The sequence below is a fragment of the Hymenobacter busanensis genome (assembly GCF_008727865.1).
In the GTDB taxonomy this organism is placed as follows: domain Bacteria; phylum Bacteroidota; class Bacteroidia; order Cytophagales; family Hymenobacteraceae; genus Solirubrum; species Solirubrum busanense.
Genome location: NZ_VTWU01000004.1, coordinates 444,735 through 458,092 on the forward strand (window position 1 = coordinate 444,735; position 13,358 = coordinate 458,092).

Annotated in this window: 14 protein-coding genes and 2 tRNA genes; 12 read left to right on the top strand and 4 right to left on the bottom strand. The window is 61.8% G+C overall.

The genetic code is table 11. The features are described from left to right. Position 1: 1 nt before the first annotated feature. The 3 genes from F0P96_RS12885 to F0P96_RS12895 all read right to left on the bottom strand — a co-directional run bounded on the left by F0P96_RS12885 (position 2) and on the right by F0P96_RS12895 (position 2,685). A complete protein-coding gene (locus tag F0P96_RS12885; protein ID WP_151079305.1) occupies positions 2-634 on the bottom strand; it encodes an L-threonylcarbamoyladenylate synthase in 633 nt (210 codons plus the stop codon). A gap of 88 nt (positions 635-722) precedes the next feature. Next, positions 723-1,556: a T9SS type A sorting domain-containing protein gene (locus F0P96_RS12890; RefSeq protein WP_151079306.1), complete on the bottom strand. Its 834-nt coding sequence runs from the start codon at positions 1,554-1,556 to the stop codon at positions 723-725. A 163-nt stretch (positions 1,557-1,719) separates the two neighbouring features. After that, positions 1,720-2,685 carry a T9SS type A sorting domain-containing protein gene (locus tag F0P96_RS12895; RefSeq protein ID WP_160620095.1) on the bottom strand — a complete coding sequence of 322 codons (966 nt, stop codon included), beginning with the start codon at positions 2,683-2,685 and terminating at the stop codon, positions 1,720-1,722. Between the two features lie 138 nt (positions 2,686-2,823). Here F0P96_RS12895 and mltG point away from each other — a divergent pair, with 138 nt between their 5' ends. The 11 genes from mltG (at position 2,824) to F0P96_RS12950 (ending at position 11,059) form a co-directional block, all read left to right on the top strand. Next, positions 2,824-3,897, top strand: a complete 1,074-nt coding sequence (gene mltG, locus F0P96_RS12900; RefSeq protein WP_151079308.1) for an endolytic transglycosylase MltG — start codon at positions 2,824-2,826, stop codon at positions 3,895-3,897. Positions 3,898-4,032: 135 nt separating this feature from the next. Then, complete coding sequence (locus F0P96_RS12905) at positions 4,033-4,473, top strand: acyl-CoA thioesterase (protein ID WP_151079309.1); 441 nt, start codon at positions 4,033-4,035, stop codon at positions 4,471-4,473. A gap of 57 nt (positions 4,474-4,530) precedes the next feature. Beyond that, on the top strand, positions 4,531-5,511 hold the full coding sequence (locus F0P96_RS12910) for a YihY/virulence factor BrkB family protein (protein WP_151079310.1): 981 nt from the start codon (positions 4,531-4,533) through the stop codon (positions 5,509-5,511). A 122-nt stretch (positions 5,512-5,633) separates the two neighbouring features. After that, a tRNA-Ser gene (locus tag F0P96_RS12915) sits at positions 5,634-5,720 on the top strand. A gap of 51 nt (positions 5,721-5,771) precedes the next feature. Continuing rightward, positions 5,772-5,856, top strand: a tRNA-Ser gene (locus F0P96_RS12920). A 609-nt stretch (positions 5,857-6,465) separates the two neighbouring features. Continuing rightward, positions 6,466-8,454, top strand: a complete 1,989-nt coding sequence (locus F0P96_RS12925; RefSeq protein ID WP_151079311.1) for a pilin — start codon at positions 6,466-6,468, stop codon at positions 8,452-8,454. Between the two features lie 217 nt (positions 8,455-8,671). Continuing rightward, positions 8,672-9,154: a TlpA disulfide reductase family protein gene (locus F0P96_RS12930; protein WP_160620093.1), complete on the top strand. Its 483-nt coding sequence runs from the start codon at positions 8,672-8,674 to the stop codon at positions 9,152-9,154. Between the two features lie 35 nt (positions 9,155-9,189). Continuing rightward, positions 9,190-9,813: a thioredoxin family protein gene (locus tag F0P96_RS12935; protein WP_151079313.1), complete on the top strand. Its 624-nt coding sequence runs from the start codon at positions 9,190-9,192 to the stop codon at positions 9,811-9,813. Between the two features lie 180 nt (positions 9,814-9,993). Continuing rightward, positions 9,994-10,290 (top strand): heavy metal-binding domain-containing protein, encoded by a 297-nt coding sequence (locus F0P96_RS12940; protein WP_151079314.1) that lies wholly within the window; start codon positions 9,994-9,996, stop codon positions 10,288-10,290. A gap of 99 nt (positions 10,291-10,389) precedes the next feature. Beyond that, the gene (locus tag F0P96_RS12945) at positions 10,390-10,713 is read left to right on the top strand and encodes a four-helix bundle copper-binding protein (protein WP_151079315.1); all 324 of its coding nucleotides are present in this window, start codon (positions 10,390-10,392) and stop codon (positions 10,711-10,713) included. Positions 10,714-10,846: 133 nt separating this feature from the next. Then, entirely contained in the window at positions 10,847-11,059 is a 213-nt protein-coding gene (locus F0P96_RS12950) for a heavy-metal-associated domain-containing protein (RefSeq protein WP_151079316.1), read from the top strand. A gap of 210 nt (positions 11,060-11,269) precedes the next feature. On the opposite strand, the gene F0P96_RS12955 is transcribed toward F0P96_RS12950, so the two are convergent. Further along, positions 11,270-11,959, bottom strand: a complete 690-nt coding sequence (locus F0P96_RS12955) for a TVP38/TMEM64 family protein (RefSeq protein ID WP_151079317.1) — start codon at positions 11,957-11,959, stop codon at positions 11,270-11,272. A gap of 95 nt (positions 11,960-12,054) precedes the next feature. Here F0P96_RS12955 and F0P96_RS12960 point away from each other — a divergent pair, with 95 nt between their 5' ends. After that, positions 12,055-13,320, top strand: coding sequence for a zinc dependent phospholipase C family protein (locus F0P96_RS12960; protein ID WP_151079318.1), 1,266 nt, complete (start codon positions 12,055-12,057; stop codon positions 13,318-13,320). Positions 13,321-13,358: the final 38 nt, after the last annotated feature.

The window sequence follows — 13,358 nt, forward strand, 5'->3', positions numbered from 1 at the left end:
TCTACAGATACTGCTCAATGTCCCCGGCGCCGGCCCGGATGACGTCGAAGTCTTCGGTTGTGCAGTCGACCACGGTACTGGCCACGTTGTTGCCGTAGCCGCCGTCGATGACGAGGTCGACGAGCACGCGGTACTTCTCGTAAATCAGCTCGGGGTCGGTGCTGTATTCAATAATCTGGTCTTCGTCGTGAATGGACGTGCTGACAATGGGGTTGCCCAACTCCCGCACCAGCGCCAGGGAAATGGGGTTGTCGGGAATGCGGATGCCTACCGTCTTGCGCTTCACGCCGCCGTACTTGGGCGCTTTGGCACTGGCCTCGAAGATGAACGTGAACGGGCCGGGCAGCGCCTTTTTCAGCACTTTGTAAACCGGCGTGGTAATGCCGTTGGCATAGTCGCTGATGTGCGACAAATCGGAGCAGATGAAGGACAGGTTGGCTTTGTCGGGCTTGAGGCCGCGGATCCGGCACAGCTTTTCCACTGCGCGTTGGTTGGTAATGTCGCAGCCCAGTCCGTAAATCGTATCGGTGGGGTAGATGATAACGCCGCCGTTGCGCAGCACCTCCACGGCTTGCTGAATACGGTTTTGGGGCGGGTTTTCGGGATGAATACGCAGCAGCTGAGCCTGGGCCATACGTTTTGCGGGTTTGGTGAGACGGAAAGGGCGGTGTAGTTACGCAATACTGGCTTGACGCGCAAACCGCCCTGCTAGTTACGACTCCCTAGCGCTGGACCACAATGCGCTGGGTAGCCGTACGGCCGTCGGCGGCCGTTGTGCGGAGCCAGTACACGCCCGCCGTCAGCTGCGCCACCGATACCTCAGCGGTGACGTGCGCCTGCATGTGCTGCTGCAACCGCATGCCGCCGGCCAGGTCAAACAATTCTACCTCGGCCGCTTGCGCAGGGCGCAAGTACAATACCGAACTGCTGGGCACGGGGTAGCAAGCCAGCAAAACCGTTGCATTCGGCTGCACGGCCATTGCTACGCCGCTTTGGCCGTAGAGGCGCACATTCTGCAAGCGCCACGTACCCGAAGCCGATTCCGCAGAATAGCCGTAGAACCGAAATTCCACCGGAACTCCCACGGCCCGAAAGCCGGTCGGCAGCGTGACCCGCTGGTCGGTGCGGGTATTGGTATCGTCGGGGACGGTGGCGGTGGCCAGATTGGCGGTGAAGTTGTCGAGGCTGGAACGTACGGCCCAGGCCAGAATGCCCGTGCCCGACCGCCGCTCGTCGAACCGCAGGCTGTCGAGGCGCAGCACGGAGCCGGGTGCGGGCTGAATGCTGAAGGCGAAGTAATCCGCAGGGTCGGGACTGGCAGCCGTGGTCCAATCGGCTGCGGAAATGGAGTTGCCCGCCAAGGAAGGCGTGAGCCCCGCGCCCCGCGTCATGGCCGAAGCCGTGGCGGCTGCGGGTTGGGCATTGGGCGGCAAACTGGTTTCGCTGCCCAGCGCACCGGCAAAAGAAAAGGAAACCAATTGGGCCTGGGCCACGCCGGGTACCCCCAAGGCAAAAGCACCAATCAGCCACGCATACGGAGCAGAAACCAACGACATAAGGCAGGTCGAAAGGCTGAAGATGCGACTTGTCGGCGACGGTGACAAACAGGCCGGTGAGAAAGACCGAACCGCATCGGTGCGAGCAAAAAAACACCCCTCGGCTGGCCAAGACCAACCGAGGGGTGCGAGAAGCTAACTGGCCGAATAACCGGCCGGTCAATTACTGCTTGATGAAGCGACGGGTTACGCTGCCGTCGGCCGTGGTGAGGCGCAGCATGTACACGCCGCCGGTCAGGCTGGCAACGTTCACTTTGCCTTCGGTGGCGGCGAGCGAACCGCCCTGCACGCGCTGGCCCAGGGCGTTCAGCACTTCGTAGGAAGCGTTGCGAGCTTCAGCAGCTACGGCTACGCTCAGCTCGTTGGCTACCGGGTTGGGGTAGATGCTCAGCGTGCGGCCGAAAGCGGCTTCTTTCGTGGCCGAAACGGCGCTGATGTCGGAACGGCGACGCGGGAAGATCTGGTAGCCGGTGTTGTAAGGAGCAGCGGTGGCAAACTGGTTGCCCGTGCCGGTAAGGGTGAAGTAGCCCGTCGGAGCCGGCATGCCAGCGAAGTCGGAACCGTTCGGAACGCGCATGGAGTAGGTCGTGCCGCCGGCCGTTACCACGTCCACGGTGAAAGCCGTGCCGGTAGCCGTCCAGTTGGCACCCGGAGCAAGGCGCACCGGCTGGCCAATGCGCACCAGCGACGACTCGTCGGCCTCGGTGAGGGGGCCGTTTACGATGCGCGGGGTTACCACCGTGCCGGTACCTACTTTGGAGATGGACGCGAAGTTGATTTCCGTCAGGCCGCGGAAGAAGTCAACGGCGCCGGTTACGCGCACCAGGTCGCCTTCTACGAGGGGCGTGGCGGGAGCAACCGTGGTGCTGAACACGTTCACACCTACGTTGTTGGCGTCGATGATAACGGCCTGGTAGCCGGTTTGCGTGGCCGAACGCTGGTTGGCACCGTGTACGGTGCCTTCTACGGTTACTACCTGGCCCAGCATGGTGGGCTGGAAGTCAGCGTCAACCTGGCGCAGGGCCGGCATGGGGGTCAGGGTTTGGGCAACGGCCGGAGCCGCGGTAAACAGGCCTGCGGCCAGAGCTACCGTGCCAAAGAAATGTACGCGAGAGTAAGAGTTGAACATGGGTAAAAAGGGAAGTGAGAGGGTAAGCGAAGAGAAGCCGTACTTTTGGCGCGTCAAAGGTACCGAAACAGCACCGTAACCCAAAGATACACGGGTATACGATGCATTATGTATTTGTTTCGGTTGCATCTGTCCTCTATGCCAACCCCCGCCGAATACCGCGCCCGCGCCACCCGCCGCCGAAATCGTATTGCCTACCCGCTGGGCATTTTCGGCTTGTTGCTGATTACGTTTTCCTACTACGCCTACCAGGTGTTTTTCACGCCCAACGTGGAAACCAAAGGCCGCCCGACGTACGTGGTGGTGCGCCCTGGGCAGAGCTACAAATCCGTCATGAACAGCATCGACTCCAGCGGGGTCATTATCGATAAGCTTTCGTTCCACTTCGTGGCCAAGCTCATGAAGTACGACCAGCTGGTGAAGCCCGGCCGCTTCGAGCTGAAGGAAGGCTACACCAACCGGCAGCTCATCAACGACCTGCGGCGTGGTATCCAGGCCCCGCTCAAGCTCACGTTTCAGAACATCCGGTTGCGGCGCGACTTGGCCGGCAAGCTTAGCCAGAGCTTTGCCGCCCGGCCGCAGGAGTTCGACTCCCTGCTCAGCAGCAACGCCTACGCCAAGTCGCTCGGCTTCGAGGACACGACGGCCCTGCTGACGATGTTCATTCCGAACACCTACGAGTTGTACTACACCACGCCCCCGCAGAAGGTGCTCGGCCGCCTCAAGCAGGAATACGAGCGGTTCTGGACGCCTGCCCGCGACGCCAAAGCCAAGGCCCAAGGCCTGAGCCGCGCCCAGGTAAGCACCCTCGCCAGCATTGTGGAAGCCGAGCAGCAGCAGCACGCCGATGAGCGGCCCCGCGTGGCGGGCGTGTACCTCAACCGCCTCAAGCGCGGCATGAAGCTGCAGGCCGACCCCACGGTGGTGTACGCCAACGGCGACTTCGGCATCCGCCGCGTGCTCAACGTGCACCTGCAGAAAGACTCGCCCTACAACACCTACAAGTACGCCGGCCTGCCGCCCGGCCCCATCAACCTGCCCAGCATTGCCAGCATCGACGCCGTGCTGAATCCCGAGCAGCACAATTACCTGTATTTCTGCGCCAAGGAGGACTTCAGCGGTTACCACGCCTTTGCCACCAACGAGCGGGAACACCTCGTAAACGCGCGTCGGTACCAGGCCGCGCTAAGCCGGAGCGGAATTATGAAATAATGTGCTGCGCTTCGCTGATGTGGTAAGTGTGGGGATGCACTAATTTTTAAACTTCCAGATAGTTAGAGCCTTTGCTCGTTAGCGAATCAGGTCATTAACCCATCAGCACATTCCTCACATTCGCACCTTAAAGCAATGTACCAGTCCGACGTTCACATCCGCGTGCGCTACGCCGAAACCGACCAGATGGGCTACGTGTACCACGGCAACTTCGCGGCGTATTTCGAAGTGGCCCGCACCGAAGCTTTTCGCCAGCTCGGCATCAGCTACCGCGACATGGAAGCCGAGGGCGTGGGCATGCCGGTAGGGGAGTTGCGCATCAAGTTCAAGCGCCCCGCCCGCTACGACGACCTGCTGCGGGTGCGCATGCTGCTGCGCGAAAAGCCGCACGGTTCCCGGGTGCTGTTCGAGTACGAAATCTACAACGAGGCCAACGACCTGCTCACCGAAGGCTCGACCCTGATGGTGTTTGTGAGCAGCCACAACGGCCGGCCCACCGCCATTCCCCAGCACGTGCTCGACAGCATTGCCCCGTACTTCGCGGCCACCACCGGCACCGACGACGCCAGCGCCTAGGGCACCTGCGCCGCCCGAGCCTTGTTCATTGTGCATTGATAGTTGTTCATTGACCACATGAACCTGCCCAACCGCTACCGCCGCGTCATCAACACCCGGCGCACCCGCACCTACCGACGCTTTATTCTGTGGCTGAGCGGTATCCGCTTCTACGGCGGGCGCGTGTCGCTCTACGACGTGGTGGACACCATGCTGCACCAGCTCAAGCTCGACTCGCTCACCAAGCGGGCCAGCTACATGGCGTTCAACTTCACGGTAGCGCTGTTTCCCACCATCATCTTCCTGTTCACGCTCATTCCCTACATCCCGGTGCCGGGCCTGAACCAGGACATCCTGCAGTTCCTCGGCGACATCATGCCCCGCGAGATGTACGCCGCCACCCGCGAAACCATCGAGGACATCGTGAACATTCCGCACGGCGGGCTGCTTTCCTTCGGTTTTGCCACGGCCCTGGTGCTTAGTTCCAACGGCATCATGGCCCTGCTCGACGCCTTCGACAAAAAGCACTCGATTTTCCGGCGGCGCAGCTACCTGCGCAAGCGCGCCATTGCCACGGTACTCACCGTGGGGCTGGCCGTGGCCCTGCTCGTGTCGGTGGTAGCCCTGCTCTTCGGCACCTACATCGTCGACGCGCTGGTGTACTACGAAATTGTGCCCGAGCGGCTGACGGGCTTCCTGCTGGGGCTGCTTAAATATGGATCGGTAGTGGGGCTCTTTCTATTCGGTACTTGCGCCGTGTACTACTACGTGCCCGCCGTGCACAGCCGCTGGCCGTTTTTGTCGGTCGGGGCCGTGGTGGCTACCGTGCTCATTCTGCTCGTGTCGCTGCTCTTCGCCCTCTACGTGCGCATTTTCGACAGCTACAACCACTTCTACGGCTCCATCGGCACGCTCGTCGGCTTCATGGTCTGGCTCGATTTCGTGTGCATGACCCTTATTCTGGGCTTCGAAGTGAACATCAGCATGGACGAGGTGACCGGACGCGGCGAAAGGAAGCGCGCCGTCAGTGCCGCGCTCAAAGCTGCCCGCGCCCATTAGCCGCTGACACTCACCGGAAAAGGGGGCGAGCGGCGCATTAGTGGAAATATTTTCGGCCGAAACGTTGCCTAAGCTGGCTCATCGTGCTAGTTTTGCCGTCCCAATCCACTCGTTTGGGTCCCAGAGAGGTGGCAGAGTGGTCGAATGCGACGGATTCGAAATCCGTTATACCTGCAAGGGTATCGGGGGTTCGAATCCCCCCCTCTCTGCAAAAGGCTTTTTCCGGTTCGTGAAAAAGCCTTTTTTTGTGAAGTGCCCTTAGAGGAGTGGCAGAGTGGTCGATTGCGGCGGTCTTGAAAACCGTTGAGGGTAACACCTCCGGGGGTTCGAATCCCTCCTCCTCTGCAAAGCAAAAAGCCCGTTTCTGGATTGGAAACGGGCTTTTTACTTCGTGGCTGGTTTAGCAGACAAGGTGCGGCATTGCTTGCTTCGCCGTGCGCCGCTTGTGGTGCCAATGGAGTTGCAAAGTAGTTTTGCTACAGACGGCGCTGGGGTTAGCCGCTGAAAAGAGAAGAAGCAGCGGTACAGGGCAGCTACGCATGGGTCGGTGGGGCACACTGCGGTGAAACTTGCTGCTCAGCGAACTGTAGTGGCGTTTGCCGAGTCTTCCTCGGTGGCCTTCGTGAGAAAGACCGAGTGGGGTTCTGATTGCTGGGCAGTTGCCAGGCTGCGCCAGACTTGCCAAGCGTAAACAGTTCCCCATCGTATCCCATTGCCCGAGCAAGTGTGGCCGGGTTGCTACACGCTTCTGGCGCTAATTACTGTCATCGGCAACTGCCTAGCGGAATAGTCGTTTCGCCCGGCGAAATACCCGGAAGCAGGTATTGTGGCAGCTCACGGCGAACAGTAATTTTACCGGGTTATTACGCTGCAACAAGCTCTTGCGGGCTTTGGGTTTACGCCTCGTTTACACAAGTGCAGCCTCAAACTTCGCCCACGCATTTCTCCCACGGAATGGCCCATTTCTCCGCCAAATCAACCTTTCTGCTGCCCGCACGCCTGGTAGCGGCCCTTTTTGCCTTGCTGGTGCTGGCGGGCGGCTGCACCAAAGACCCGGCCGACCCGGCCCAGGACGCGCCCGACGACAAGAAGCTCACCGCCGAAAAAAGCAACGTGGGCACCTACGAGCTGGTGAACCTGAAAGCCACGGGGCCCGTGGCGGCCGCCCGGTACACGGCCACTTTCGGCAGCCTCCCGGTAGAGCTGGTGAAAACGGGCGACAGCACGCTTACGTTCTTCGTGCCCGAGGTCAGCATCGGCGAGCAGTACCTGCAGTTCGAGAAATCGAAAGTGCGGTTTGTGGTGGCGCAAACCAAGGATACCGACCCGGCGCAGCTGGTAACAAACCTGACCACCACCCTCGATGCGCAGCTGGTGGCCCTGAACCCGAACACGCCCGCCGAAGTAGCCGAGGTCAACGCCATCAAGCAGCAGAAGCAGGACGTACTGACGCTGTTTAACTCGCTGACGCCGGCCCAGAAACGGCAAACGGCTCTGTTCTACGAGGCCAACAAGGGCGTATTCAAGGCCTTTACCAACAACGTAGCCGCCACGCTCGACGGCCCAACCGTGTTCCGGACGCAGGGGCAGTCGAATTGCCCGCGCACCGATTTCAAGGCGTTTTACGGCTGCACGGCCGACAACCTGGCCAGCGCCGCCGGCGACCTGAAAAACAGCTCCAAGAAGTTTCTGGAAATGCTGCTGCTGGGCGGTGCGGCGGCCTATCTGGCACCGGCCTCGTTTGGGCTGTCGGCAGCGGCGGCCACGCTGGCGTTGGGCACGGCCGGCTACCTGCTGATAACGGAAGTGCGGCCCGCCGCGCTGCAGTTCAAGCGGGCGTTGTGGCCGTTTCTGGAAGCCAACTGGATTTTTGGCAAAGGCCTCTACCTCTACACGGTATCCGAGTTCAACAACAACGCCAACACCGACCTGAACCTGAAGCCCGCTTTCCGGCCCGTGGCCGAGGGCGACGGACAGGTAAACGCCGGTACCGCCCGCTTCCTGGGGGCCATGTCGGCCCTGAAAGGCTACTGGGCCAAGCTGACGGCCGTGTTTGGCGCCGTACCCAGCTACAACAACTCCACTGCTGCTACCACTCTGGCGGCCAGCAACATCACCGTCAGCGGCATTTCGAACCCCAACGTGCAGCTGGTGAGCCAAACCGGGCAGCAGGTGAAGTTCAAGTCGCTGTCGGGCCAGCCCGAAACGTTCAGCTACCACCTCAAAGTCACCAAAGAAGGCTTTGTGGAAGAGAAAGACCTCACGGGTAAGGTGCTGGCCGTAGCCTACAACTATAAGCTGCAGATTGGCGACTACAACCCCGACTACACGCTCATCACGCCGCAGGCCACCTACGACAACGGCCAGAGCGTGACGCTGCCCAACCACATGACGCAGATGGTGCGCCTGACGCTGGACGGCGTGCCCGTGAAAGTGGGCCAATACCGCCTCGATTGGACGCCCGTGGTATTCGGCAGCCTGCCCACGTCGGCGGCTTCGGTTACACAGCCCACCTACCAGGTGACGGTATACGACGCCACCAACAACCGCAACGCCACCATTACGCTGAACGCGACCTTCACCAACGCGGCGTTTGCCCGCATCGTGGGCCAGACCATTACGGTGGACTACCGCCAAAACGGAACAAGCGGAGTGGGGCCGATAACCATTCGCTTCGGCACCAACGGTACCTACACCAAAACCTACCGGGATGGAACCAGCGCGGGTAGTGGATCATACTCATTCATTCCTACCAATGCCTACATGTACCAGCCGTGCTCTACCTACACCATCCGGAAGCTGATGGACGGGTGCATTTCGCTCCCCTCGGAATCCAGCAACGTGTTCATTCCGAACTTTATGTACATCTACACCGATGGTACCATGAGTGCCAATAGCTTCTATGCCTGCATGGACAGCTACCAGTCGTGGGTCATTCAGTAACAGCTCCGGCTAAACCATAACCCGTCGTTTCGTGCCGGCTTGCCGGGTGCCTCGTCGAAGAAGCTGAACTGCCCCGCTGGATTTCATCTGGCGGGGCAGTTTTATTACGCAACGTATGCGAGGCGCAACCTTCCGGCCGTGTTACTTGTCGATACCGAAACCAACGCCTGATTTCGACGGCCGAAGTACCTTGCCGATGCCGGCCACGCCCCACGCCATGAAACTCCGCTTCCTCGTTGCCAGCCTGCTGCTAAGTGCCTTGCCCGCCGCAGCCCAGCAGGTGCGCGTGGTGAAGCTGCCCGCCCTGCAACAGCTGCTGGCCCGCCCCACCGACACAACCTACGTGGTGAACTTCTGGGCGACGTGGTGCGGGCCCTGCGTGGCCGAGCTGCCCCACTTCGAGCAGCTGCGCCGCCGCCACGCCACTGCCAAGGTGCAAGTGCTGCTGGTGAGCCTAGATTTTGCCTCGCAGCTCGACAAAAAAGTGCGCCCCTTTGTGCAGCGCCACCGGCTGGTCGCGCCGGTGTGGCTGCTCAACGAGCCCGACCAAAACGCCTTCATCGACAAGGTCGATGCGGGCTGGTCGGGGGCGCTGCCGTTTACGCTGGTGTTCAACAACGCCCGCCACCGCCGCCAGTCGTTTGAGAAGCCGCTGACCCTGCCCGAGCTGGAAACCGCGCTGCAGGCCGTGGCGCGCTAACGTATCGTCCAATTTTTCACCCCAACGCATTTGCCATGAAAAAGCCCCTGTTTCTGTTGACGCTGCTGGCCCTGGTGGCTACCCTGAGCAGCTTTCTGCGCCCCGCCGAGGGCGGCTACCAGGTAGGCGACAAAGCCGCCGACTTCAAGCTCAAGAACGTGGATGGCAAACTCGTGTCGTTGGCCGACAACAAGGCCGCCAAGGGCTATATTGTGGTGTTTACCTGTAACACCTGCCCCTACGCCCAGGCCTACGAAGACCGCATCATTGCCCTGAACAAGAAGTACGCCGCCCAGGGCTACCCGGTAGTGGCCATCAACCCCAACGACCCGCAAATAGCACCCGGCGACTCCTACGCCGACATGCAGAAGCGCGCCCGGAGCAAGCAATACGCCTTCCCGTACCTGCTCGACGAAAGCCAGGACGTGGCCCGTACCTACGGCGCCACCCGCACGCCGCACGTGTACGTGCTGCAGCGCGCCGGCTCCGAGTTCAAGGTGGCCTATATCGGCGCCATCGACAACAACACCGAAGACGCCAACGCCGCCACCGCCAAATACGTGGAGCAGGCCCTGACGGAAATTATGGCCGGCAAGCCCGCCACCACCAGCGCCACCAAGGCCGTGGGCTGCGGCATCAAGTGGAAGAAAAAAGCTTAGCCGGAGCTGCTGAATCTGGCCTCGGCTAGGTCCGTCGGGGCGCCAAAGCCCGGTTGGCAACGCTTTCCTGCAAAAAACGCCCGGCACTGCCGGGCGTTTTTCGTTGGGAGCTTGCTTTGTTTTCAGTAAATACGGGGTTTGTTTCGGAATTTTGCGGGCCACATTCTTGTCGTAGCCTCCATGCGTATTTCTCGTTTTTTCTTTGCCGTGCTGCTAGCCAGCAGCCTCCTGAGCGCCTGCAACAGCAAGCCCGCCGACGACGCCACCGTGACGCCGCCCACCGAGGCCACCGCCGACTCGGCTAAAATTGAGCAGCCGACCGACGAAGTGGCCCGCCCCGAAACCGAAGGCGGGACCGGCGACCAAACCAACACCGGCACCACCAGCTACGTGTGCCCCATGCAGTGCGAGGGTAGCCAAAGCGCCAAGCCAGGCAAATGCCCCGTGTGCGGCATGGCCCTGGAAAAAGCGGCCTAGCTCGTCGGGTGGCGGCTTTGGGCCGGCTAATCGGCGCCAAGCACAACGCCGGACGCGGGCAGGGGGTATAGCAGTGAAGCACCTACTTTCCCCGCCCCTATGATTGCTCCCAACCAAACCCTACTGTCGGCCCTCGACGAGTGCGTAGCCGCCTGCGAAAACTGCGCTTCGGCCTGCCTGCGGGAAGAGCACGTGCAGATGATGGTCCGCTGCATTGCCCTCGACCGCGACTGCGCCGACATTTGCGCCCTCACGGCGCGGCTGCTGGCGCGCGGCTCGGAGCACGGCAAGCACCTGCTGCGCGAGTGCGCCGAAATCTGCCGCTTGTGCTACGAAGAGTGCAGCCAGCACGAGGATGAACACTGCCAACTCTGCGCCCTGGCCTGCCGCCGGTGCGAAGAGGCCTGCAGGGCAGCCGCCTAACCAGTGGCTGGGTACGCGCAAATCTTGTAAGCCGGGCTGCCGAATTCTGTTGCCCGGCGGCGGAATGTAGGTCCTACTTTTGTTGTTGATACTGTGGCCCGGCATCGGTAGGGCCGCCTCAACACCAAACGCCATGCAAACCCTGCGTTTCAAAACCAACATCAACTGCGGCGGCTGTATCAAGGCCGTTACGCCCGCGCTCAACAACGTAGCCGGCCTCGACAACTGGCAGGTCGACACGGCTTCGGCCGATAAAATCCTGACCGTTACCAGCGACGACCTCACGGCCCAGGAAATCATTGCGGCCGTGGAAGACGCCGGCTTCAGCATCAAGCCCGCGGCCTAGCGCTGGCCCGGTACAACAAGCAGCGGGCGGCTCCGGCAACGGAGCCGCCCGCTTTGGTTTTGGGCGTGAGGCAACCCGAAAAATCGTTGGTCATCCTGAGCCGAGCGAAGGATCTTCTCAACGCTGAACGCGTCGTGAAAAAGTAGTCGTTGTGCGCTGAAAGGTCCTTCGCTCGGCTCAGGATGACGTTCCTTTACTGGCAACTGGCAACTACTTCTTCCGGTGCTTCTTGTCCCACCACACGTAGCCGCCAAACAGCAGCAGGCCCACGCCCGACACCCACAACAGGCCCGTTTTCAGCCGCTGGCTGTCCTGGCCCAAGTAGGCCAGCAGGCCGATGAGCGGCATGATGGCCACGGCCGTCACGCCAATGAACTTGAAGTAGCCCATGCGCGCCACGCCCGCCACGAAGCTGATGGCGTCGTTGGAAATGACGGGCGTGAGGCGGGCCGCGGCTACGGCCCCCATGCCGTAGTCGTCCACAAAGCCGGCCACTTTCTTTTCGGCTTTTTCGCCCAGCAGCCGCACGATAAACGCCTCGCCCAGGCCGCGCCCAATCCAGTAGCCAATGCTGCTGGCCGTGAGCACGCCCGTCCAGGCCAGCAACGAGCCCCACCACGGCCCGTAGGCCAGCACCGCCACCAGTATCAGCAGGGCGTTGTTGATGACGAACAGAAACATCTGCGCCACCATGGCCACCACCAGCACCACCGGCCCCCAGTAGCCAAACTGCTCGACCCAGGCCGCCACTTTTTCCTGCTCGCCGCTGCGCAGCGCCGCCCAGGCCGTTTGCAGCTGCTGCTGAAACGCGGGCCACAGAAAGTAGCACGCCACCAGCGCACCAACGATGGTCAGGGAAATGTAGAGCGGCAGGCGGCTTGACGTGGCACGGTGGGGCATGGGCGGAAAAGCAGGTGGAACCCGGTGGTACGGCAACGCCATGCCGCGGTTTGCCGTTTCGGCACTGGGGGCCGCCGCAGGCCCTGTTGCCGCCTATGTTCCGTTTTCTGCTGGTGCTGCTGCTGAGCGCACCGTTTTCCGCCGCCGGGTATTCTGTGCTCACCCACCAAGCCAACGTGGACACCTGCTGGCGACGCTGCCTGCGGCCCCTGCTCGACCAACGCTTCCCCGGCGCCACGCCCGAGCAGTGGAAGGAAGCCAAGAGCTACACCTACGGCGGCTCCATCGTGCAGGACATGGGCTACTACCCGCTCGGCTCCAAGCTCTTCACCGACCTCACCCACTACGTGCGCTCCGGCGACTTCGTGCGCAACCTGCTGCTCGAAGCCCACAACCGCAACGAATACGCCTTCGCCCTCGGCGCCCTGGCCCACTACACCGCCGATGTGCGGGGCCACTCCGAAGGCACCAACCGCGCCATGCCCTCGGTTTACCCCGACCTGGGCGCCCAATTCGGCCCGTCCGTTACCTACTTTGAGGCCCCCATTCAGCACACCCAGCTGGAGTTTGCCTTCGACGTGGTGCAGTTGGCGGCCGGTCGCTACCGCTCCGATACCTACCACGACTTCATCGGCTTTCGGGTGCACAAGCAGGTGCTGGAGCGCGCCTTCGTGAAAACCTACGGCCTGGAGCTGAAGCAGGTGGTGGTCAACATCGACCTTAGCGTAAGCACCTTCCGCTTTGCCGTGAGCCAGCTGATTCCCACCGCCGCCCGCGCCGCCTGGCACGCCGAGCGCGACAACATCCGCAAGCTCGATCCGCGCGCCCGCCGCCGCGACTACGTATACCGCCACAACGAGCGGCAGTTTCGCCGCGAGTACGGCACCGAGTACGACAAACCCGGCCTTGGCGCCCGTATCATGTCCAACGCCATCAAGGTGCTGCCCAAAATCGGACCGCTGCGGCCTTTTGCCTTCAAGCTGCCCACGCCCGAGGCGCAGAAGATCTTCAAGCAAAGCTTTGCCGACGTGATGGCCGACTACTGCCGCGTGCTGGGCCAGGTGCAGCAAGCCGACTCCACCCGCCCGCCCCAGCTGGCCAACTACGATTTCGACACCGGCAAGCCCACCAAAGCCGGCGAGTACGCCCTGGCCGACGAAACCTACGGCGAATGGCTGCGCAAGCTGGCCGGCACCAAGTTCGAGGCCGTTACGCCGCCCGTGCGCCAAAACATCCTGGCCTTTTTCGACAGCTCCAGCAAGCCGCCGCTGGGCGAGGAGGAAGAGAAAAAGCGCACCCGCGAGAAAACCCAGGAGGCCCTGCAGGAACTGCGCGCCCTGCCCGCGGCTCCCAAGCAGTAAAGCCGCCCGGCACGCCTCTGGCCGGACAGACCTGTGCA